The organism is Microbispora oryzae (assembly GCF_017896165.1).
GTDB lineage: Bacteria > Actinomycetota > Actinomycetes > Streptosporangiales > Streptosporangiaceae > Microbispora > Microbispora oryzae.
Map to the genome: position 1 here is coordinate 65,210 of NZ_JAFCNB010000014.1, position 22,628 is coordinate 87,837.

Genomic DNA, 22,628 nt, shown 5'->3' on the forward strand with positions numbered 1-22,628 from the left:
ACGGCCTGGTCGGACAACTGTCCCTCGATGAAACAATCACGGTCCTGACGGTCAGGGGACGAGGGAGGAGTGGTTCTCCTCCTCCTGGACGAAGCGCCGTACGGGCCGGGCCCCCTCCCGCGGAGCCCGGGTCCGGGAGGGTCGCTGCGGCCGCCCGGCGCGCCCGGGCGGCGGCGCCGGAACCGGGGACCTTGGTCCTTCGGGGCGGGGCCCTTGCGCAGCGGTGCGGTCGCGGCGACCCCAGAAGGATGAAGGTGACAAGCCTGCCGACCCAGCCCCACGAGGTGATCCAGATGACCGACTCCCCGGCCGGAGCGGCCCTGCCCGCCGGCGTGCACGCCGCGATCGACACGCTGGTGACCGGCGCGCTGAAGGCACTGACGGAGTACGAGTCCTTCACCCAGGAGCAGGTCGACCACATCGTCAAGAAGGCGTCCGTCGCCGCACTGGACCGGCACGCCGCGCTCGCCCGCCTGGCGGTCGAGGAGACCGGCCGCGGCCTGTTCGAGGACAAGGCGGTCAAGAACATCTTCGCCTGCGAGCACGTGACCCACAGCATGGCCGGCCTCAAGACGGTCGGAGTGGTGTCCCGCGACGAGATCAACGGCATCGTCGAGATCGCGGATCCCGTCGGGGTGGTCTGCGGCGTCACCCCGGTCACCAATCCCACCTCGACCACGATCTTCAAGGCCCTGCTGGCGCTGAAGACCCGCAACCCCATCGTGTTCGCGTTCCACCCCGCGGCCCAGCGCTGCAGCGCCGAGGCGGCCAGGATCGTCCGCGACGCCGCCGTCGCCGCCGGCGCGCCCGAGCACTGCGTCCAGTGGATCGAGGAACCATCGCTGGAGGCGACCGGCGCGCTGATGCGCCACGAAGGCGTGTCGGTCATCCTCGCCACCGGCGGGAACGCCATGGTCAGGGCCGCGTACTCGGCGGGTAAGCCGGCTCTGGGCGTGGGGGCGGGCAACGTCCCCGCCTACATCGAGCGGACGGCCAAGCTGCGCCGGGCGGTGCACGACGTCGTGCTGTCCAAGACGTTCGACAACGGCATGATCTGCGCGTCCGAACAGGCCGTCATCCTCGACGAGGAGATCTACGACGCCGCGCTTGGCGAGTTCGCCCGGCTGCACGCCCACGTCGCCACGCCGCAGGACAAGGCGAAGCTGGAGGAGTTCGTGTTCGGGGTGACGGCCCGCGGCGCCTCCTGCTCCGAGGCCAGGCTCAACCCGGACGTCGTGGGGCGTTCCCCGCACTGGATCGCCGAGCAGGCCGGGTTCGCCGTGCCGCAGGACACCTCCCTGATCCTCGTCCCGGTGGATGAGGTCGGCCCGCGCGAGCCGCTGACCAGGGAGAAGCTGTGCCCCGTGCTCGCCGTACTGCGGTCCCGCACCCGGGAGGAGGGCCTGGCCCTCGCCGAGCGCATGGTCGAGTTCGACGGCCTCGGGCACAGCGCCGTCATCCACACCGAGGACGCCGCGCTCGCCGAAAGGTACGGCACCAGGGTCAAGGCGGTGCGGGTGATCTGGAACGCCCCCGCCTCCCAGGGCGGCATCGGCGACATGTACAACGCGTTCCTGCCCTCGCTGACCCTGGGCTGCGGCAGCTACGGGCACAACTCGGTGTCGAACAACGTCTCGGCGGTCAACCTGATCAACATCAAGCGGATCGGGCGGCGCAACAACAACCTGCAGTGGTTCAAGGTCCCACCGAAGATCTACTTCGAGCCGAACGCGATCCGCTACCTGGTGGACATGCCGGATGTGCACCGTGTCACGATCGTCGCCGACGCCGTCATGACCCGGCTGGGATACGTCGACCGCGTCACCGACGTGCTGCGGCGGCGCGGTGAGCGGGTGGCTCTGCAGATCATCGACGACGTGGAGCCCGAACCGAGCGTGGCGACCGTCGACAGGGGCGCCGACCTCATGCGCGCCTTCGGGCCCGACACCATCGTCGCCCTCGGCGGCGGCTCGGTGATGGACGCGGCCAAGGTGATGTGGCTGCGCTACGAGCACCCTGAAGTCGTCTTCGCGGACATGAAGGAGAAGTTCTTCGACGTACGCAAGCGCGCCTTCCGCTTCCCGGCCCTGGGCGAGCTCGCCCGTCTCGTGTGCGTGCCGACCACCTCGGGCACGGGAGCGGAGGTCACGCCGTTCGCCGTAATCACCGACACGGCGACGGGCAAGAAGTATCCGCTGGCCGACTACGCGCTGACCCCGAGCGTCGCGATCGTGGACCCGGTCCTCGCCGCCGACCTGCCCCGGGTGGTCACCGCCGACAGCGGCTTCGACGCCCTCACCCACGCCGTCGAGTCGTACGTGTCGGTGTACGCCAACGACTTCACCGACGGCCCGGCCCTGCACGCCATCAGGATCATCTTCCGGTATCTGGAGCGTGCGGTCACCCGCGGCGCCGCCGACCCGGAGGCCAGGGAGAAGATGCACAACGCCGCCACGATCGCCGGAATGGCCTTCGGCAACGCCTTCCTCGGCATCGTGCACGCCATGTCGCACACGCTCGGCGCCACCTTCCACGTGGCCCACGGACGCACGAACGCCATCCTGCTGCCACACGTCATCCGCTACAACGGCACCGTCCCGTCGAAGTTGTCGGGGTGGCCCAAGTATGAGGACTACCGGGCACCGGAGCGGTTCCAGGAAATCGCCCGGACGCTGGGGCTCCCCGCGGCCACGCCGGCCGAAGGGGTCGAGTCGCTCGCCGCGGCCATCGAGCGCCTGCGCGACGCGGCCGGGATCGAGCGGTCCTTCCAGGACATCGGCGTCGACGAGAAGGCGTTCGTCGACGCGCTCCCGCAGCAGGCGCTCAACGCGTACGAGGACCAGTGCGCGCCGGCCAACCCCCGGATGCCCATGCTGGAGGACATGCAGGCGCTGATGCGGGCCGCCTACTACGGGCGTCCCGCGGAGTAGCCCCTTCCGCCTCCGGACGCATCTGTCCCGCTCCCTGTCAGACGGGCGGCGATGCGCGTTCCGGCGCCGAGGATGAGGGCGGTGCCGATTCGCCCGGTCGTCTCGCCGGCGGCCGATGCAGGCCGAGGCGGCCAGGAAGCGGCTTCACCACTGCCGTGAGCTCGTGGGGAGCGGGGCGGCGGGTCACCATGAAGAGCGTGAGGCGGCCGGGCAGCGGCACGGCCGATACGCGGTCTCCTTCCTGGGCGTAGGCGAGCCCGAGCCCGCGGGGCAGGACGGCCGGGCATTTCCGTAGCCGCGCGAGCCGTAGCGTGGCCGCGGACATGTCGTAGGTGTAGGCGACGACGTCGAGGTCGGCGAACGGCCGCCGGCCGCCTCTCATCGGCACGGCTCTACCGAATCATCACCACGAACGATCACGAGCTCGCTGCTTGACATCCATAGGAGCATCCACGGGCAGATCCCTCGCCTGCGTACTCGCGGTCCAGGTGGCCGGCCTGCTCGTTGTTCCGGTCGGTGCGGCCATCGGCACGGTGAGCGCGGTTCACCTCGTCACCGCCGGCGTCGTCACCGGAAGTGCCACCGCTCTGAGCCGGGCCGGGGCAACGCGCCTTGCTCTCGGACATCTGCGACAGCCTTGGTTCCACTGTCGCGACGAAGATGCTGGCCTGGCAGGATTTCACGCACCGCGTCACGATGATTCTGGCGCCGCCCGCGGCGGGATGGGCTGTCGCGATCGGCGGGCCGTTGCCTCTGCTCTGGGCCGAGGCCATCGGTGTCGGTGCGGGAGCGGCCCTCCTGTTCACCTTTCGCGGCGGCGTGACGCATGCCGCGCCCGCCCACCCGGCCGATGCCCCGGCGCTGCGTCAGGTGCTGGCGCGGCACAGGGACATCCGGCGTGCGGTGACCATGTCGGGAGTAGGCGGGCTCGGATGGTTCGCCTTCACGCTCGGTCTCGCGGTCCTCGGCAGATCCTCGTCGCGCTCCTCGCCGGGCTGTGGCCGAGAACGCGACGCCCGGTCCCATCTTGCCCACCCGTCACTTGTCCCTGATCGCCTGCGACCACTGACCAGGGGGTCTTGTCCAGAGTCCGGGCTCTGTCAGCCGAGAGCGGCCTGCCCCGGCGTGCCGGCTCGAGCGCGGACCGCCTCGATCGCCTCCCACTCGGCGGTGCTCAGGGAGGCCAGCGCCGCCGGGAACACCCCGTCCTGTTCTTTGAGGATGTGGGCGCGCAGCAGATTCAGGATGTCGAGCAGCCTGAGTGGCCAACCAGGGTTGGCGGGTGTGCCGTGCTCGGCCTCGCCGAGGACGGCCTCGATGAGCCGGTGTTCCGCTTTCAGCCCCGCGATATGGTCGGGAAACTCCACGGCCATGGCGGGGAACAGGCCGTGCTCCTCGACCTCGGTGTGCGGGCCGAGGACCACGGCGATTCGCCTGGCGATGGCGGCCATCGTGTCCACGTCGCCGGCTGTATACGCCGTGCGCGCGTCTCCGATCAGGTCGACCACCACATCGTGCTCACGGGTCAGTTCGTCGATCACGGTCAGGGCCTGGCAGCCGCAGTACTCACACATGTGTTTCCGATCCTCGACAGGTGCTCGATATCGCTCTCCACTCACTCCAACGTTGCCCGGTCTTCGGCTTGGAGGGACAGGGACCTTGGACGGGCGGAAGGTCCCCCGCGGCGGTGACCAGTGGCCCTGCACCCCGCTCGGCGCGGGCGGTCGAATGGAGGCGGACACCAGGAGGAGTCATGATCAAGCCAGTCATCGTCGCCACTGATGGCTCGCCCGCGGCGGTCGCCGCGGTGGAGTGGGCCGCCGGCGACGCCGCCCGCAAGGCTCTGCCACTGCGTGTCGTGCACGCCGTCGACCGCCTGCCGTACGAGCTGACGCGCTATCCCGTCGTCCCCAGCGATGATCAGCTGCTCGGCGCGGGACGGCGCGTTCTGGAGGAGGCCGAACAGGCCGTCCGGGAGACCCACCCCGCTCTCCGCGTCACCACAGCCCTGCTGGAGGGCGAGCCGGCCAGGGTGCTGCGCCGGGAAGCCGCCGAGGGGGCGGAAATCGTGATCGGCAGCAGAGGCCATGGCGGGTTCGCCGGCATGCTGCACGGCTCGGTCAGCACGCACCTGGCCGGCCAGGTCTCCGTCCCCCTTGTGGTGGTGCGGCCCGAGGCGACGGCGCCCCACGGCCTGATCGTGGTCGGCGTCGACGGCTCCGAGGAGGCGGAGGCCGCGCTGACATACGCGTTCGAGGAGGCGCGGCTGCGTGGCTGCCGCCTGCTCGGGCTGTACGCCTGGCAACTTCCCGTACACGCGTACGCACCAGAGATCATCTACGACATCGACGAGGTGCGGCACGCCCAGGAGGGGCACGTGGCCACTGTGGTGGCGGCCTACCGGGAGCGCTACTCCGACGTGGACGCCGAGATTCGCGCCGTGTGCGCGCACCCCGTTCCCGTACTCGTCGACGCCGCCGAGAAGGCGGATCTCCTCGTGGTCGGGTCCCGCGGGCTCGGTGCCGTCGGGTCGGTGGTGCTCGGTTCGGTGAGCCGGGCCGTCCTGCACCACGCACGCTGCCCCGTCGCCGTCGTGCGCCCTTCCACCACGGAACAGTAGAGACGCCCGCGACCCCCCGGGGGCCGTGCGGGAGGCGGCACGAGTCAGACGCTGTGGACGCCGTGCGCGGCGAACTGGGCGTGCACGCGCGCCAGCAGGGCCCGGTCCGGGGGCTTGACGCCGGCCAGGGGGAAGGTGAGCCCGAGGCGGGCGTACTTGCCGGCGGCCATGCGGTGGAAGGGCAGGACGTCGACCCGTTCGACGTTGCCGAGCGTCGCGACGAACCGGGCCAGGCCGTCCACGTTCTCCTCGGCGTCGGTGTGGCCGGGGACCAGGACGAACCGCACCCAGACGGGGCGGCCGAGGTCGGCCAGCCTGCGGGCGAAGCGCAGGGTCGGCTCCAGGCGTGCGCCGGTCAGCCGCCGGTAGCCCTGCGGGTCCCACGACTTGATGTCGAGCAGGACGAGGTCGGTGTCGGCCAGCAGCGCGTCGCTCGCGCGGTCGCCGAGGAACCCCGAGGTGTCCAGCGCGGTGTGCAGGCCGCCGCCGTGGCAGCGGCGCAGCAGTTCGCCGGTGAAGCGGGGCTGCAACAGCGGCTCTCCGCCGCTGACCGTCACGCCTCCGCCGGCCACCGAGATGAACCGGCGGTAGCGGTCCACCTCGGTCATGACCTGGTCCACGGTGACTCGCCGGCCGTCGCGCATACGCCAGGTCTCGGGATTGTGGCAGTACAGGCAGCGCAGCGGGCAGCCGCAGGTGAACACCACGAAGCGGGTGCCGGGACCGTCCACGCCGACCGACAGGTCCCACGACTCGATGACGCCGGCGCCCGCCGCCGGCTCCGGGACGCGGAGCTCGGCGGCGGCCTCATCGAGGAGCCTGTCGCGCATCACAGCCGTCCGTGGAAGGTGCGGTCGACGACGTCCTGCTGCTGCTCGCGGGTGAGCCGGACGAAGTTCACGGCGTAGCCGGAGACCCGGATCGTGAGCTGGGGGTATTCCTCGGGGTGCTCCATCGCGTCGATCAGTGTGGCGCGGTCGAGCACGTTGACGTTCATGTGGAAGCCGCCTGCGTCGAAGTAGCCGTCGAGCACGCCCACGAGGTCGGCGACCCGGTCCTCGGCCGTACGGCCCAGCCCGTCGGGGGTCACCGTGCTGGTGAGCGAGATGCCGTCCTGCGCCTGGTCGTAGGGGAGTTTGGCCACCGACAGCGCCGAGGCGACCAGGCCGTGCCGGTCGCGGCCGTTCATCGGGTTGGCCCCGGGGGCGAACGGCGTGCCGGCCCTGCGTCCGTCGGGGGTGTTGCCGGTGTGCTTGCCGTACACGACGTTGGAGGTGATGGTGAGCACCGACTGGGTGTGCTCGGCGCCCCGGTAGGACGGGTGGCGGCGGATCTTGTCCATGAACGACCGCACCAGGTTCACCGCGATGGCGTCGGCGCGGTCGTCGTTGTTGCCGTACGCCGGGTAGTCGCCCTCGACCACGTAGTCCACGGCCAGCCCGGTCGCGTCGCGGACCACCCGGACGGCCGCGTGTTTGACGGCCGACAGGCTGTCGGCGGCCACCGACAGGCCCGCGATGCCGCAGGCGAGCGTGCGCTTGACGGGGTAGTCGTGCAGCGCCATCTCGATGCGCTCGTAGGCGTACTTGTCGTGCATGTAGTGGATGACGTTCAGCGCGTTCACGTACGTCTCGGCCAGCCAGTCCATCATCCGGTCGAACGCCGCCGCGACCTGTTCGTAGTCGAGCACGTCGCCGGTCAGCGCGGGGCAGGCCGGGCCGACCTGCTCGCCGCTGATCTCGTCCCGGCCGCCGTTGATCGCGTACAGCAGGGCCTTGGCGAGGTTGACCCGGGCGCCGAAGAACTGCATCTGCCTGCCGACGGGGGCGGCCGAGACGCAGCAGGCGATGGCGGTGTCGTCGCCGTACGCCGGCCGCATCAGCTCGTCGCTCTCGTACTGGATCGAACTGGTCTCGATGGACAGGCCCGCGCAGAACCGCTTGAACGGCTCGGGCAGCCGCGGCGACCAGAAGACGGTCAGGTTCGGCTCCGGGGCGGGGCCGAGGTTGCGCAGCGTCTGCAGGTAGCGGTAGCTGGTGCGGGTCACCAGCGGCCTGCCGTCGGCGCCGATGCCGCCGATCGACTCGGTCACCCAGGTCGGGTCGCCGGAGAACAGCTGGTCATACTCGGGGGTGCGCAGGAATCGGACGATGCGCAGCTTGATGACGAAGTCGTCGACGAGCTCCTGGGCCCGCTGCTCGGTGAGCCGTCCCTCGGCGAGGTCCCGCTCCAGGTAGACGTCCACGAACGTGGAGGTGCGGCCGAGGGACATGGCCGCGCCGTTCTGCTCCTTGACCGCGGCGAGATAGGCGAAGTAGAGCCACTGGATCGCCTCGCGTGCGGTGCCGGCCGGGCGGGAGACGTCGTAGCCGTAGGAGGCGGCCATGCGCTTCAGCTCGTCCAGCGCGCGGATCTGCTCGGCCAGCTCCTCCCGGTCGCGGATCACCGCGTCGGTGGAGAAGCGCCCGTCCAGCGAGCGCAGCTCGGCCCGCTTGGCCTCGACCAGCCGGTCCACGCCGTACAGCGCGACGCGCCGGTAGTCGCCGACGATGCGCCCGCGGCCGTACGCGTCGGGCAGCCCGGTGATGATCCCCGCGCGGCGGGCCGCCCGGATCTCGGGGGTGTAGGCGTCGAAGACGCCGTCGTTGTGCGTCTTGCGGTACTTGGTGAAGATCTCCTTCACCTTCGGGTCGAGCGTGTACCCGTAGGCCGCCAGGCCGTTCTCGACCATCCGCAGCCCGCCCGCCGGCATGATCGCCCGCTTCAGCGGAGCGTCGGTCTGCAATCCGACGATCAGCTCGCGCTCGGAGTCGATGTAGCCGGGCGGGTGTGAGGTGATCGAGGAGGGCGTGGCGGTGTCCACGTCGTACACACCGCGCCGGCGCTCCTCGGGGAACAGTTCCGACACCTGCCCCCACACCGCGCGAGTCCGCTCGGTCGGGCCGGCCAGGAACGACTCGTCGCCCTCGTACGGCGTGTAGTTGGCCTGGATGAAGTCGCGCACGTCCACCGACCCGCGCCACGTCGTGCCGCGGAAACCGCGCCACGCCTGATGCGCGGTCGCCTGTGTCCTGACCTCCGTGACCGTCATCGCCTGTCCCCTTCCTCGGTTCCGCTCTCACTGTCGTCCCCGCCGCCGCCCGCCTCTCCGAGCAGAGGTCACCGATCACGGGGACCAAAGTCATCAGGGTGGTGGCAGCGGACGGGGCGGGGGCCCGGCCGGCCCCCGCCCGCGTCTCGTTCGCCCTCCGGTGATCGCGAAGGGTCAGTGCCGGACGAGAATCCTGCGGCCGGCGGTCTTGTTCTCCGGTTCCAGACCGACCGTGATCTCCAGGACTCCGTCCCTGTAGACGGCCGTCACGTCCTCGGCGTCGGCCGTCGGGGGAAGCGTGACCGAGCGGGAGAACGCGCCGTAGGCGATCTCGGAGCGGCGCGGCTCCTTGGTGTCCTTGGCCTCCTTACTCTTCTCGGCCCGGATGTGGAGAATCCCGTGGCCCACAGTGACCTCGAGATCCTTGTCGGGGTCGACGCCGGGCAGCTCCGCCCGCAGCACGTACCGGCCGTCCGCGACGAAGTCCTCCACTCTGATGATCTGGCCGAACGGCCGGAACCCGTAGATCGGGCTCTCCAGCAGCTCCAGCAGTTCAGGGAGGGGGGACCGGCCCTGGCTCCGCTCCGTGGTGTTCATCGTGACCTCCTTGTCTCGATGACGACGTACCAAGCACACACCCGCCGCTTCTCCTCGGGCAGGGCAGAAGGTCCCGCCCGAAGGACCTCACGTCACGCGGTGTGCTCCGCGAGCGCAACGTGTCGTGTCCGAAATCCTCGAGTAAGGACCAAGGTCCCTGACGTCCCCGCCGCCACAGCGGGAGGATGAGGCGGAAGATCCTCTCCCCCCGGAGGAATGGAATGACAGCAGGCACGGCAGCCGCCGAGGAGACACGCAAGGGCGGCCGGGCGACCGCGTTGATACTGGCCACGACGGGGTTCGCGGTCAATTTCTGGGCATGGGCGCTGCTCAGCCCGCTCAGTTCGACCTACAAGGAACTGCTCCGGCTGACGCCCTTCGAGGCGTCGGTCCTGGTCGCGATCCCGGTCGTCGTCGGGTCGCTGGGCCGGATCGTGCTCGGCGCGCTGACCGACCGGTTCGGCGGGCGGCTGATGTTCGCGGTGGCGAGCATGCTCGGCGTGATCCCGGTGGTCTTCCTGGCCTTCGCCGGAAGCTATGCGGCGTTGCTGGCCGGGGGGTTCGTCCTGGGCCTGACGGGGGCGACCTTCGCGATCGGCGTGCCGTTCGTCAACGCCTGGTTCCCGCCGGAGCGCCGCGGGCTCGCTCTGGGGATCTTCGGGATGGGCAACATCGGCACGGCGATCTCCGGCTTCGCCACTCCGTGGCTGGCGGACCGGTTCAACCGGCCGGTGCCGTTCTTCGTGGTCGCGGTCGCGCTGGTGGTCGTCGGGCTGGCGTTCCTGGCGTTCGGCCGGGAGGCGCCCGGCGCCCGTCGCGCGACCGAGCCGTTCCTCGCCGGGTTCCTGGCCGCGGGGCGGTTGCGCGTCACCCGGGAACTGGCCGCGATGTACGCGCTGACCTTCGGCGGGTTCGTGGCGTTCGGCGCCTACCTGCCGCTGTATCTGAAGGCGGTCTACGGGCTGTCCACGGCCGGCGCGGCCGCACGGGCGGCCGGGTTCGTCGTGCTGGCCACGCTCGCCCGGCCGGTGGGCGGCTGGCTGGCGGACCGCTTCGGCGGCGAGATCGTGCTCTCCGGGGCGCTCGCCGTCGCGGTGGTGTGCGCGGTCGCCGTGTCGTTCGCCCCGCCGATGCCACTGGCGACGGCCGGGTTCCTGGCCGTGGCGGCCGCGCTGGGCCTTGGCAACGGGGCCATATTCGCGCTGCTCGGACGGGCCGTGCCTGCGCACGCGATCGGCAGCGCGACCGGCGTGGTCGGCGCCGTCGGCGGCCTCGGCGGGTTCCTGCCGCCGATCGTCATGGGCCTCATCTACCAGGCCACCGGTGCGTACGCGATCGGGCTCATGCTGCTGGCGGCCGTCGCGGCGGCGGCCCTGGTCTACTGCTGGTTCGTGCTGCGACCCGGCGCCCCCGAGCGGCCCGAACCGGCCCGCGACCTGGTGTGACGTGAGAGAGAGGAAATCGATGTCGAGGATCGACGGGCCGCTCGGCGACGCCCTGCTCGGGCTGGGACGCCACCTGCGCCGCGGCGAGGTGTCACCGGATCTGCGCACGCTCCACCAGATCGGCGGCCGTCAGGGCGACGTGTTCTACCGGGACCGGTGGAGCCACGACAAGGTGGTGCGCTCGACCCACGGGGTGAACTGCACCGGGTCGTGCTCGTGGAAGGTGTACGTCAAGGACGGCATCATCACCTGGGAGGCCCAGCAGACCGACTACCCCAGCGTGGGGGACGACCGGCCCGAGTACGAGCCGCGCGGCTGCCCGCGCGGCGCGGCCTTCTCCTGGTACACCTACTCGCCGACGCGGGTGCGCTACCCGTACGCCAGGGGCGTGCTGGTGGAGATGTACCGAGAGGCGAAGGCACGGCTGGGTGATCCGGTGGCGGCCTGGGCGGAGATCACGACCGATCCCGTCAAGCGCCGCCGCTACCAGGAGGTCCGGGGCAGGGGTGGCCTCGTCCGCGTCTCCTGGGACGAGGCCGCCGAGATCGTCGCCGCGGCGCACGTGCACACGATCAAGGCGTACGGGCCCGACCGGATCGCGGGCTTCTCGCCGATCCCGGCCATGTCGATGGTCTCCCACGCCGTGGGCGCGCGGTTCGTCTCGCTGCTCGGCGGCACGATGCTGTCGTTCTACGACTGGTACGCCGACCTGCCGGTGGCCTCGCCGCAGGTGTTCGGCGACCAGACCGACGTGCCGGAGTCGGCGGACTGGTGGGACGCCTCCTACCTGATGCTGTGGGGCTCCAACGTCCCGGTCACGCGCACCCCCGACGCCCACTACATGGCCGAGGCCCGCTATCGGGGGCAGAAGGTCGTCGTCATGGCCCCCGACTACAACGACGCGGCCAAGTTCGCCGACGAGTGGCTGTCCCCGCACCCCGGCACCGACGGTGCCCTGGCCATGGCGATGGGCCACGTGATCCTCCGCGAGTTCTTCGTCGAGCGGCAGACCTCCCGCTTCGTCGATTACGTGAAGCGCTACACCGACCTGCCCTTCCTCGTACGGCTGCGCGAGCACGACGGGGGGTACGTGCCGGACAAGTTCCTCACCTCGGCGGACCTGGGCGAGGAGGGCGAGGAAGCCGCATTCAAGACCGTCCTGCTCGACTCCCGCGACGGCGAACCGGTGGTGCCGGGCGGCTCGCTCGGCTTCCGGTTCTCCGCCGAGGGCGAGGGCCACTGGAACCTCGACCTCGGCGAGGTGGACCCGGTGCTCACCCTGGCGGGCCAGGGGGAGGCGGCCGAGGTGGCGCTGCCCAGGTTCGACGACCCCGGCGCGGGAGTGATGCGCCGCGGGGTGCCCGCCCGCCGCGTCGGCGGCCATCTGGTCACCACGGTCTTCGACCTGATGCTCGCGCAGTACGGCGTGGCCCGCGACGGGCTGCCGGGGGAGTGGCCGTCCGGCTACGACGACCCGGCGCAGCCGTACACCCCCGCCTGGCAGGAGGCGATCACCTCGGTCCCCGCGGACGCGGCGGCGCGCATCGCGCGGGAGTTCGCCCGGAACGCGGAGGAGTCCGGCGGTCGCTCGATGATCATCCTCGGGGCGGGGACCAACCACTGGTTCCACTCCGACACGATGTACCGGGCGTTCCTCGCGCTGGTCACGCTGACCGGCTGCCAGGGTGTCAACGGCGGAGGCTGGGCGCACTACGTCGGGCAGGAGAAGTGCCGCCCGGTCACCGGCTGGGCGCAGATGGCCTCCGGCCTGGACTGGTCCCGTCCGCCCCGGCAGATGATCGGCACGGCCTACTGGTATCTGCACACCGATCAGTGGCGCTATGACGAGCACACCGCCGACGTGGTGGCCTCGCCGCTCGGCGGCGGTTTCACCGGTCGCACCAGCGCCGACCTGCTCGCCCAGTCCGCGCGCCTGGGCTGGATGCCGTCCTATCCCACCTTCGACCGCAATCCGCTCGACCTGGCCGACGAGGCCGAGCGCGCCGGCCGGGAGACCGGCCCGTACGTGGTGGAGCAGGTGCGCGCGGGCCGCCTCGGCTTCGCCTGCGAGGACCCCGACGCGCCGGAGAACTGGCCGCGGGTGCTCACCGTGTGGCGGGCCAATCTGCTCGGCTCCTCCGCGAAGGGCAACGAGTTCTTCCTGCGGCACCTGCTCGGCGCGTCCGACGCGGTGCGGGCGGAGGAGAACGGCCCGGACCGGCGGCCGGACGATGTGACCTGGCGGGACGAGGCGCCCCGGGGCAAGCTCGACCTGCTGCTGTCGCTGGACTTCCGGATGACCTCGACCACGTTGTTCTCCGACATCGTGCTCCCCGCGGCCACCTGGTATGAGAAGCACGATCTGTCGTCGACCGACATGCACCCGTTCGTGCACGCGTTCACCCCGGCGATCGACCCGCCGTGGCAGACGCGGACCGACTTCGCCGCCTTCCACGCCATCGCCCGGGCGTTCAGCGCGCTGGCGCGCGACCGTCTCGGCGTACGCCGGGACGTCGTCGCCATGCCGCTGCTGCACGACACGCCCGACGAGATGGCCAGCCCGCACGGACGGGTGCGCGACTGGCGGCAGACCGGCGAGGAGCCGGTGCCCGGCCGTACGTTCCCCAAGGTCGTGGTGGTCGAGCGGGACTACGGCGCGATCGCTGACAAGCTGGCCGCGCTCGGTCCGCTCGCCGAGCGCCTGGGCGCCACGACCAAGGGCGTCACGTTCGACGTGGCGGCAGAGGTCGAACGGCTGGGCAGGGTGAACGGGACCGTGCGCGGGGGAGCGGCCGACGGCCGGCCTTCGCTCGCGACCGACGTCGCGATGTGCGAGACGATCCTCGCGCTGTCCGGCACCACCAACGGCCGGTTGGCGGCCCAGGGGTTCGCGACCCTGGCCCGCCGGACCGGCACCGACCTCGGCGGCCTCGCCGACGAGCACCGGCGGATCACCTTCGCCGACACGCAGTCACGCCCGACACCGGTGATCACCTCGCCGGAGTGGTCGGGCAGCGAGACCGGGGGCCGCCGCTACTCCGCCTTCACCATCAACGTCGAGCACCGCAAGCCCTGGCACACCCTCACCGGCCGTCAGCACTTCTACCTCGACCACGACTGGATGCAGGAGGCCGGCGAGGCGCTGCCCGTGTACCGGCCGCCGCTCAACGCCGCCGCCGTCGCCGCGGGGCAGGGTGGCGAGGAGGGCATCGTGGTGCGTTACCTCACCCCGCACTCCAAGTGGTCGATCCATTCGGAGTATCAGGACAACCTGCTGATGCTCACGCTGTCGCGGGGCGGACCGACGATCTGGATGAGCCCGGCCGACGCGGCGCGGGCGGGGATCCGCGACAACGACTGGGTCGAGGCGGTCAACCGCAACGGCGTGGTCGTCGCGCGGGCCGTGGTGTCCCACCGCATGCCCGCCGGGACCGTGTACATGTACCACGCCCAGGAGCGCGTGGTGGACGTGCCGAGGAGCGAGACCTCCGGCCGCCGCGGCGGCATTCACAACAGCCTCACCCGGCTGCTGATCAAACCGACCCACCTGATCGGCGGGTACGCGCAGCTCAGCTTCGCGTTCAACTATCTCGGGCCGACGGGTCACCAGCGCGACGAGGTCACGGTGATCCGCCGCCGCGCCCAGGAGGTGGATTACTGACATGAGAGTCATGGCCCAACTCGCCATGGTGATGAACCTGGACAAGTGCATCGGCTGCCACACCTGCTCGGTGACCTGCAAGCAGGCGTGGACCAACCGGGCCGGCACCGAGTACGTCTGGTTCAACAACGTCGAGACCCGGCCCGGCCAGGGCTACCCCCGAACCTACGAGGACCAGGACAAATGGAAGGGCGGCTGGGAGCTCAACCGGCGGGGCCGGCTCCAGCTCAAAGCCGGCGGACGGCTGAAGAAGCTGCTGACCATCTTCGCCAACCCGCTCATGCCGTCCATCGGCGACTACTACGAGCCCTGGACCTACGACTACGACCGCCTGTTCTCCGCGCCGGTCACCGAGGACACCCCGGTCGCCCGGCCCCGCTCACTCATCACCGGCGAACCGACGAAGATCAAATGGAGCGCCAACTGGGACGACGACCTCGCCGGCGCGCCCGAGCTGGCCCCCGCCGACCCCGTGCTGCGCAAGGTGTCCGACCAGGTCAAGCTCGAATTCGAGCGGACCTTCATGTTCTACCTGCCGCGCATCTGCGAGCACTGCCTCAACCCGTCGTGCGTGGCCTCGTGCCCATCCGGCGCCATGTACAAGCGCTCCGAGGACGGCATCGTGCTGGTCGACCAGGACCGCTGCCGGGGCTGGCGGATGTGCGTCACCGGCTGCCCGTACAAGAAGGTGTACTTCAACCACCGCACCGGGAAGGCCGAGAAGTGCACCTTCTGCTATCCGAGAGTCGAGGTCGGCATCCCGACCGTGTGCTCGGAGACCTGCGTCGGCCGGCTGCGCTACATCGGCCTCATCCTGTACGACGCCGACCGCGTCGCCGAGGCCGCGTCGGTCAGGGACGAGAAGGCGCTGTACGAGGCGCAGAAGAGCGTCATGCTCGACCCCCACGACCCCCAGGTGATCGCCGCCGCGCGGGCCGCCGGCATCCCTGAGGACTGGCTGGAGGCGGCCCGCCGCTCCCCGATCCACAAGCTGATCTTCGACTTCGGCGTGGCGCTGCCGCTGCATCCGGAATATCGGACCATGCCGATGGTCTGGTACATCCCCCCGCTGTCGCCCGTGGTCGACGTGCTGCGCGAGACCGGTCACGACGGCGAACGGGCCGGCAACCTGTTCGGCGCCATCGAGACGCTGCGCATCCCGATCGGCTACCTCGCGGAGCTGTTCACCGCGGGCGATCCCGAGCCCGTGCGCGCGGCGCTGCGCAGGCTGGCCGCGATGCGCTCGTTCATGCGCGGGATCAACCTCGGCGGCGAGCGCGACGAGTCGATCCCGGCGGCTGTGGGCCTCAAGCCCGAGGAGATCGAGGAGATGTACCGGCTGCTGGCCATCGCGCCGTACGCCGAGCGGTACGTCATCCCCAACGCGCACGCCGAGGAGGGCGCCCGGCTGGAGGAGCTGGCGACCGGGTGCAGCCTCGACTACGAGGGCGGCCCGGGGATGGGCGGCCCGTTCGGCGAGGCGTCCGGCCTGCCCGCGCCGGTCGCGGTGGAGAACTTCCACGCGCTGAAGGAACGGCAGGCCACCGACGATCTGGACCGGGCGAGCGAGCTCCGCGGCCGGGTCAACCTGCTCAACTGGGACGGCAAGGGGGCCCCCGACGGGCTGTTCCCCAAGCGGAAGGACAAGTCGTGACCGATCGTACGGTGCACCTGACGGCCTCGGTGTTGCTGTCGTACCCCGACGAACGGCTGATCGAGGCGCTGCCGCTGCTGAACGCCGCGGTGGCGGAGCTGGGGCCGGGCGAGCCGGGCAGGCGGCTGGCCGCCTTCCTCGGCCACGTGTCCGCCACCCCGCTCGCCGAGCTGGCCGAGCACTATGTGGCGACGTTCGACCTCAAGCGGCGCTGCAGCCCTTATCTGACCTACTACACCTACGGCGACACGCGGCGGCGCGGGATGGCGCTGCTGCGGTTCAAGCACGCGTACCAGGCGGCGGGATTCGAGGTCGCCGACGAGCTGCCCGACCACCTGGGCGTCGTGTGCGAGCTGTCCGGGCGTGGCGCCACCGAGGAGGCGGTGCGGCTGCTGCGCGAGCACCGGGCCGGCCTGGAGACGCTGCTGCGCGCGCTGCGAGAGGAGGGCTCGCCGTACGCCGAAGTCGTGACGGCGGTGCTTGCGACGCTGCCCCCGCCGACCGAGCGGGAGCGCCAGGCCGCGCTGCGGCTGGCCGAGGCGGGACCACCGGCCGAGGAGGTCGGCCTGGAGCCCTACGGCCATGAGGCCCTCGTCCGGGTGCGGCCCGGGACGCCGGGAGGATCGCGGTGAACGCGCTCGACGTGACGCTGTGGGTGGTCGCCCCCTACGTGGCCTTGACGATCTTCGTGCTCGGCCACGTCTGGCGGTACCGCTACGACAAGTTCGGCTGGACGACCCGCTCGTCCCAGATGTACGAGTCACGGCTGCTGCGGATCGGCAGCCCGCTGTTCCACTTCGGCATCCTGGTCGTGGCGCTCGGCCACGTGGGCGGTCTGGTGATCCCCAAGAGCTGGACCGAGGCGGTGGGGGTGAGCGAGCATGCCTACCACCTGACGGCGGTCGTGTTCGGCACGGTCGCGGGGATCTGCACGGTCGGCGGCCTGGCGATCCTCGTCTACCGCCGCCGCACGGTCGGCCCGGTGTTCACCGCCACCACCCGCAACGACAAGCTGATGTACGCGCTGCTCGCCCTGACGATCGTGCTCGGCCTGGCCGCCACGGTCGTGGCCAACATCGTCGGCGGCGGCTACGACTACCGCACCACCATCTCGCCGTGGTTCCGGTCGGTCTTCTACCTCCAGCCGGACGGGGAACCGATGGCGGGCGCGCCGATCCTGTTCAAGCTGCACGCGCTGAGTGCGCTGGTCCTGTTCTCCGTCTGGCCGTTCACCCGGCTTGTGCACATGCTGACCGCCCCCGTCGGCTATCTGACCAGGCCGTACATCGTCTATCGCAGCCGGGACGACCAAGCCGGTTCCCGCCCGCCCCGCCGCGGCTGGGAGCCCGCGGGCCGCCCCTGACCATCAGGTTTCCAGAACTGATCGGAGGCGCCCGCCGCACCGGCGTTCGGCGGTGTGGGCCGAAGGTCCTCCGGCACGATGCCTTTCGCCTGCGGCCCGTCACCCATGCGAATGATCTGCTTGGGGCATGGAGATCAGCGTGCGGGAGCCGGCCGGGCTGAGCGAGAAGGCGGCATCGGAGCGGCTGGCCGAGTACGGGGCGAACGAGCTTCCGCGGCCGAGGCCGCCACGCCTGCCCGTCCGGGCCGCCCGCCAGCTCGCCGACCCGATGTCGATCCTGCTGCTGATCGCCGGACTGGTCACCCTGGTCGTCCTCGGCGAGGTTGCCGAGGGCGCGGCGATCTTGACCATTCTCCTGGTCAACGTGGTCATCGGGGTGAGCCAGGAGGCGAAGGCCGACCACGCCGTACGGGCACTGCGCACCCTCACCGCGCCCATGGCCAAGGTCGTCCGCGACGGTGTCGTACGGAGGATCCCCGCCGCCGAGGTCGTACCGGGCGACGCCGTGCGGGTCGCGGCCGGAGACCGCGTCCCCGCGGACGCGCGGCTGCTGCGGGCGGACGCGCTGGGCGTGGACGAGTCCATGCTCACGGGGGAGTCGCTGTCGTCTGACAAACGTGCCGCGCACGCGGACGGAGCCGGCGGCACACTCGCCGATCGCCGTGACGAGTTGTTCGCCGGGACGCTCGTCGTCCGGGGCTCGGGGGTGGCGGAGGTGACCCGGACCGGTGCGCGTACCGAGATGGGGCGTATCGCCTCCGCGTTGGGCGGCGGCGCCAAGGGGCCGCTGGCGGTGGAACTCGCACAGGTGTCGCGGCGGATCGGCCTGGTCGCCCTCCTGGCGGGCGTCGTCATGATCCTCATCGGGCTCGGCCGGGTCCAGCGGGGCGACGCCACGCTCCTCGACGTCATCCTGGCCGGGGTGGCGCTGGCCATCGCCGCCGTGCCGGAAAGCCTGGCCGCCGCCGTCACCACCGCGCTGGCCCTCGGCTCACAGCGCATGGCGGCGCTCGGCGTGATCGTCCGGCGGCTGCCGGCCATCGAGGCGCTCGGCGCGACCACCGTCATCGCCACCGACAAGACAGGCACGCTGACCACCGGGCACCTGACGGTGTCCGACCAGGTGACGGTGTCCGGCAGCGACCTGTGGCGTGCCGCGCTGCGCTGCAACGACGCCCGTGACGGGCTGGGGGACGCGGTCGACGTGGCCCTCGCCGTGGCCGCCGAGCGTCGCGGCGTACGGCTGCCGCCCGGCGAGGAACGCCTGGCCGCCCGGCCGTTCGACGCCGAGACCAGATCGATGGGCGTGATCACCGCGGCGCCCGGGGGTGGGCCTCTGCTGACGGTCAAGGGCGCTCCGGAGGTCATGTTCGCCCGGTGCGTTCCCGGTCCGGAGACCGAGCGGCTGGCGCGGGCGGTGTCCGGTCTGGCGGACCGGGGCCTGCGGGTGCTGGCGCTCGCCGACAAGCACACTGACGACCTGGACGCCGCAGGGCTGCGCCCGCTGGGCCTGGTCGCGCTCAGTGACGAGATCCGGCTCACGGCGGCGAGGGCGGTGGCGGACTGCCGCGCCGCCGGCATCCGCGTGGTGATGGTGACCGGCGACCACGCCGGCACCGCACGCGCCATCGCCGAGGAGGTCGGCGTCGGCGGCGGCCCCGTCGTGACCGGCGCCGAGCTCCAGGCCCTCGCCGAAGGCGACGAGCGGGCCAAGCGCTCCGCCCGGCTGCGTGAGGCGGCCGTGCTGGCCCGCGTCGACCCCGCCACCAAGCTCGAGCTCGTACGCGCCCTGCGCGAGGACGGCCAGGTCGTGGCGATGACCGGCGACGGCGTGAACGACGCCCCGGCACTGCGCAACGCCGACGTGGGAGTGGCCATGGCCGGAGAGGAGGGAACGGACGTGGCCCGGGAGGCGGCCTCCGTCGTCGTCACCAACGGCGACCTCGGCACCATCGTCGCAGGGGTACGCGAAGGACGCCGCCTGCGCCACAACGTGGTCTCGATGGTCGGATACCTGCTCACCGGCAACCTCGCGGAGATCCTGATCGTCCTCACCGGCCTGATCGCCTGGCCGGATCTGGTCGTGCCGCTGCTTCCCGTGCAGTTGTTGTGGATCAATCTGGTGCTGGACGGCATCCCCGCCATCGCGCTCGGCGTCGACCGTCCCGCCGGCGACCCGCTGGCACTGCGGCCCACCGGCGGCCTGCTCTCGTGGCCGGCTCTGACCCGGATCGCGCTGCGCGCGGTGGCCGTCGGCGCGCTCGTCTTCGCGGCCGTCGAGGTCGCCCGCCGCCTCGGCTGGAGCGAGGAACAGGTCCGTACCCAGGCGGTGCTCGCACTGGTCTGCGCCCGTCTGACCCTCGCCTACGTCGTGCGGGCCCGCCGCCGGACCTTCGAGCGCGGCTGGTGGCGGGGCCGTTCGGTACTCGTCGCGGTGACCGCCACCGCGGCGCTGCAGGTGCTCGTGACCGTGATCGCGGCCTTGGGCGCGCCGCTCGCGCTCGTGCCTCTGCCACCCGCCGGCTGGGCGATGGCGCTGGGCGCCGCCGTGCTCTCGGTGCCGGTGTGCGACATGGTGCGCTGCGACCGGAACAGGCGAGGCGGCGGACGCGCCTCGGACGAATCAACACCCCCGCGGAGCGCCGCGCCTCGATCCGGAAGCGGGACCCACTGAAATGACCGGAACCGCCAAGGACGAGAGACCCACCGTGACAGAACCGGCCGTGACAGGGCTCACTGACGAGCAGGCGGCGCTCATCCGGTCCGAGGTCGGCCCCAACGCGGTGCGCAGCCACCGGGCGCGCCCGCTCGCGGTGCTGGCCCGGCAGCTCCGCAGCCCGCTGCTGATACTGCTGCTGGTCGCCGCCGCCGTGTCGTTCTTCGTCGGGGAACGGACCGACGCGGTGGTGATCGGTGTGATCGTCGCCCTGAGCGTCGGGCTGGGCTTCGCCAACGAATACCGCGCCGAGCGTGCGGTGGAAGCGCTGCACGAGCACATGCGCAGCCGGGCGCGCGTGCTGCGCGGTGGCGCGCTGGTCGAGCGTGACGTGACCGACCTGGTTCCCGGCGACGTGGTCCAGCTGAAGCTGGGCGCCGTGGTCCCCGCCGACATCGAGCTGACCGAGGTGCGGGACTTCGAGTGCGACGAGTCGGTGCTGACCGGGGAGTCGCTGCCGGTCCGCGGGAAACCGGGCGACACGGCGCTGATGGGCACGGTCGTGACCGCGGGAACCGCCACCGGGACCGTGTCCCGGACCGGCGCCCGTACGTCCTTCGGCGCGATCGCCGCGGGCCTCGGTGAGGGACACGCCGAGACGGCCTTCCAGATCGGGCTGCGCAGGTTCTCCGGGCTGCTGGTGTGGGTCGCCGCGGCGCTGACGGCCGGGGTGTTCGTCACGAACCTGGTCCTGGGCCGCCCACTGCTCGACGCCATGCTGTTCTCGCTCGCCATCGCGGTCGGCGTCACCCCGCAGCTGCTGCCCGCGGTCGTCACCACCAGCCTCGCCACCGGGTCCCGCCGCCTCACCAAGATGAAAGTGCTCGTGAAACGCCTGGTCGCCATCGAGGACCTCGGCGACGTCGAGGTGTTGTTCACCGACAAGACCGGCACCCTGACCCAGGCCAGGATCGCCCTGCGTCAGGCCCTGCGTCCCGACGGAACCCCCGACCCGGGCGACACGGCCGGCCCGTTCCGGCTCGGTGTGCTGTGCGCGGACCCGCGCGGCTCCGGACCACTCGACGACGCCCTCCACGACGCCCTCCACGACGCCCTCCACGGTGGAGCTCCCCTGGACGGTGCGGGTGCCGTCGCGGGGGAGTGGACTCCGGACAGCTACCGCCGGATCGACGCCAAGCCGTTCGACCACGAGCGGCGCATGGCGTCCGTACTGGTCGAAGGCCCCGCCGGTGAGACGCTGACCATCGTCAAGGGAGCCCCGGAAGCGGTGCTGGCCCGATGCCGGGCCGTACCGGGGGAGTCCCGCGCGCTCGTCGAGCGGCTGTTCGCCGAGGGCGCCCGCCTGGTCGCGGTCGCGGTACGTCCGGGAGCCCCCGAACTGCTGGAGTCCGACCTCGACCTGGCCGGGTTCCTGGTGTTCAGCGACCCGCCCAAACCGGGAGTGGAGCAGGCGCTCCAACGCCTGGCGGCGCTCGGGGTCACCGTGAAGATCCTCACCGGTGACCACCCCGCCGTCGCCGCCGCGTTGTGCGAGAAGATCGGCGTGCCCGCCGCCGGGGTGTTGACCGGTGCGGAGATCGAGGGCCTCGACGACGCGGCACTGAGCGCCGCTCTGCCGGCGACCACGGTGTTCGCGCGGGTGAGCCCCGAGCAGAAGGCCAGGATCGTGAGCGTCCAGCGGAGCGGCGGCCTGGACGTCGCCTACCTCGGCGACGGAGTCAACGACGCCCTCGCCCTGCACCGGGCGGACGTCGGCATCTCCGTCGACACCGGGGCCGACGTCGCCAGGGACGCGGCCGACGTCGTGCTGCTGGAGAAGGACCTGGGCGTGCTCGCCGACGGCATCGTCGAAGGCCGCCGCATCTTCGCCAACACCATCAAGTACCTCCTCATGGGGACGGCCAGCAACGTCGGCAACATGTTCTCCGCGGCGGCCGCCTCGGCCGTGCTTCCGTTCCTGCCGATGCTCCCCAGCCAGGTGCTGCTCAACAACCTGCTGTACGACGCCAGCCAGCTCGCCATCCCCACCGACGCCGTCGACCCCGAGCAACTCGCCCGGCCCGCACGCTTCGACCTCGGGCTGATCCGCCGGTTCATGCTGGTCTTCGGACCGCTCAGCTCGGTGTTCGACCTCGCCATGTTCGCGCTGCTGCTGCAGGTCTTCCACACCGAGCCGCCGCTGTTTCGCGCGTCCTGGTTCGTGGAGTCCCTCGCGACCCAGACCTTGGTCATCTTCATCGTCAGGACCAGGCGTACGCCGTTCTGGCGGAGCCGGCCGGCCGCGGCCCTCGCGATCGCCGTGGGGGCGGTGGTGGCGGCCGGACTCGCCCTGCCCTACGCGCCCTTCGCGTCCGGCCTGGGGCTGGCACCCATCCCACCCGCGATTCTCGGCACCATCGCCGCCGTGCTGATCGTCTATCTGGCGCTCGTGGAGGCCGTCAAACGGCGCTTCCGCACTGTGCCTGCCCCACGCGAGCGGCACCTGCCGCCCCACCACCGGGTCCATCGCCGCGCCACGCCGTTCAGCCGCAGTCCGCGGCCGGGTCTGCCATCCGACCGTATGGAATCTACGATGTAAAGGGCCCGCCGC

Annotated in this window: 14 protein-coding genes; 9 read left to right on the forward strand and 5 right to left on the reverse strand. The window is 71.4% G+C overall.

What is annotated here, in order from left to right:
• Positions 1–254 precede the first annotated feature (254 nt).
• Complete coding sequence (gene adhE, locus JOL79_RS23435) at positions 255–2,930, forward strand: bifunctional acetaldehyde-CoA/alcohol dehydrogenase (RefSeq protein WP_307848684.1); 2,676 nt, start codon at positions 255–257, stop codon at positions 2,928–2,930.
• 37 nt (positions 2,931–2,967) lie between these two features.
• Here adhE and JOL79_RS23440 read toward each other — a convergent pair whose 3' ends face one another.
• Entirely contained in the window at positions 2,968–3,312 is a 345-nt protein-coding gene (locus JOL79_RS23440) for a hypothetical protein (protein ID WP_210158047.1), read from the reverse strand.
• Between the two features lie 718 nt (positions 3,313–4,030).
• Positions 4,031–4,504, reverse strand: a complete 474-nt coding sequence (locus tag JOL79_RS23445; protein ID WP_210158048.1) for a hemerythrin domain-containing protein — start codon at positions 4,502–4,504, stop codon at positions 4,031–4,033.
• A 179-nt stretch (positions 4,505–4,683) separates the two neighbouring features.
• Here JOL79_RS23445 and JOL79_RS23450 point away from each other — a divergent pair, with 179 nt between their 5' ends.
• Positions 4,684–5,550 (forward strand): universal stress protein, encoded by an 867-nt coding sequence (locus JOL79_RS23450; protein ID WP_210158049.1) that lies wholly within the window; start codon positions 4,684–4,686, stop codon positions 5,548–5,550.
• 44 nt (positions 5,551–5,594) lie between these two features.
• Here the strand turns inward: JOL79_RS23450 and pflA are convergent, their stop codons facing one another.
• The 3 genes from pflA to JOL79_RS23465 all read right to left on the reverse strand — a co-directional run bounded on the left by pflA (position 5,595) and on the right by JOL79_RS23465 (position 9,238).
• A complete protein-coding gene (pflA, locus tag JOL79_RS23455; RefSeq protein WP_210158050.1) occupies positions 5,595–6,380 on the reverse strand; it encodes a pyruvate formate-lyase-activating protein in 786 nt (261 codons plus the stop codon).
• Entirely contained in the window at positions 6,380–8,641 is a 2,262-nt protein-coding gene (pflB, locus tag JOL79_RS23460; RefSeq protein WP_210158051.1) for a formate C-acetyltransferase, read from the reverse strand. Before pflB ends, pflA begins: the two co-directional genes overlap by 1 nt.
• 174 nt (positions 8,642–8,815) lie before the next feature.
• Positions 8,816–9,238, reverse strand: coding sequence for an Hsp20/alpha crystallin family protein (locus tag JOL79_RS23465; RefSeq protein ID WP_210158052.1), 423 nt, complete (start codon positions 9,236–9,238; stop codon positions 8,816–8,818).
• Between the two features lie 221 nt (positions 9,239–9,459).
• Here JOL79_RS23465 and JOL79_RS23470 point away from each other — a divergent pair, with 221 nt between their 5' ends.
• From JOL79_RS23470 to mgtA, 7 genes are all read left to right on the forward strand, one after another.
• Positions 9,460–10,683, forward strand: coding sequence for an MFS transporter (locus JOL79_RS23470; protein ID WP_210158053.1), 1,224 nt, complete (start codon positions 9,460–9,462; stop codon positions 10,681–10,683).
• A gap of 19 nt (positions 10,684–10,702) precedes the next feature.
• Positions 10,703–14,344 carry a nitrate reductase subunit alpha gene (locus JOL79_RS23475; protein WP_210158054.1) on the forward strand — a complete coding sequence of 1,214 codons (3,642 nt, stop codon included), beginning with the start codon at positions 10,703–10,705 and terminating at the stop codon, positions 14,342–14,344.
• Position 14,345: 1 nt separating this feature from the next.
• Positions 14,346–15,998: a nitrate reductase subunit beta gene (narH, locus tag JOL79_RS23480; protein ID WP_210158055.1), complete on the forward strand. Its 1,653-nt coding sequence runs from the start codon at positions 14,346–14,348 to the stop codon at positions 15,996–15,998.
• Positions 15,995–16,630 (forward strand): nitrate reductase molybdenum cofactor assembly chaperone, encoded by a 636-nt coding sequence (narJ, locus tag JOL79_RS23485; RefSeq protein ID WP_210158056.1) that lies wholly within the window; start codon positions 15,995–15,997, stop codon positions 16,628–16,630. Before narH ends, narJ begins: the two co-directional genes overlap by 4 nt.
• Positions 16,627–17,361 (forward strand): respiratory nitrate reductase subunit gamma, encoded by a 735-nt coding sequence (narI, locus tag JOL79_RS23490; RefSeq protein ID WP_210158057.1) that lies wholly within the window; start codon positions 16,627–16,629, stop codon positions 17,359–17,361. Before narJ ends, narI begins: the two co-directional genes overlap by 4 nt.
• Positions 17,362–17,488: 127 nt before the next feature.
• Positions 17,489–20,035 carry a cation-translocating P-type ATPase gene (locus JOL79_RS23495; protein WP_210158058.1) on the forward strand — a complete coding sequence of 849 codons (2,547 nt, stop codon included), beginning with the start codon at positions 17,489–17,491 and terminating at the stop codon, positions 20,033–20,035.
• A 49-nt stretch (positions 20,036–20,084) separates the two neighbouring features.
• The gene (gene mgtA, locus JOL79_RS23500; RefSeq protein WP_307848685.1) at positions 20,085–22,616 is read left to right on the forward strand and encodes a magnesium-translocating P-type ATPase; all 2,532 of its coding nucleotides are present in this window, start codon (positions 20,085–20,087) and stop codon (positions 22,614–22,616) included.
• The last annotated feature ends 12 nt before the right edge of the window (positions 22,617–22,628 follow it).

Coding starts and splice junctions, on each gene's coding strand:
- JOL79_RS23440 (WP_210158047.1), bottom strand. CDS start 3,312: ATGAGAGGCGGCCGGCGGCCGTTCGCCGACCTCGACGTCGTCGCCTAC.
- JOL79_RS23445 (WP_210158048.1), bottom strand. CDS start 4,504: ATGTGTGAGTACTGCGGCTGCCAGGCCCTGACCGTGATCGACGAACTG.
- JOL79_RS23450 (WP_210158049.1), top strand. CDS start 4,684: ATGATCAAGCCAGTCATCGTCGCCACTGATGGCTCGCCCGCGGCGGTC.
- pflA (WP_210158050.1), bottom strand. CDS start 6,380: ATGCGCGACAGGCTCCTCGATGAGGCCGCCGCCGAGCTCCGCGTCCCG.
- pflB (WP_210158051.1), bottom strand. CDS start 8,641: ATGACGGTCACGGAGGTCAGGACACAGGCGACCGCGCATCAGGCGTGG.
- JOL79_RS23465 (WP_210158052.1), bottom strand. CDS start 9,238: ATGAACACCACGGAGCGGAGCCAGGGCCGGTCCCCCCTCCCTGAACTG.
- JOL79_RS23470 (WP_210158053.1), top strand. CDS start 9,460: ATGACAGCAGGCACGGCAGCCGCCGAGGAGACACGCAAGGGCGGCCGG.
- JOL79_RS23475 (WP_210158054.1), top strand. CDS start 10,703: ATGTCGAGGATCGACGGGCCGCTCGGCGACGCCCTGCTCGGGCTGGGA.
- narH (WP_210158055.1), top strand. CDS start 14,346: ATGAGAGTCATGGCCCAACTCGCCATGGTGATGAACCTGGACAAGTGC.
- JOL79_RS23495 (WP_210158058.1), top strand. CDS start 17,489: ATGGAGATCAGCGTGCGGGAGCCGGCCGGGCTGAGCGAGAAGGCGGCA.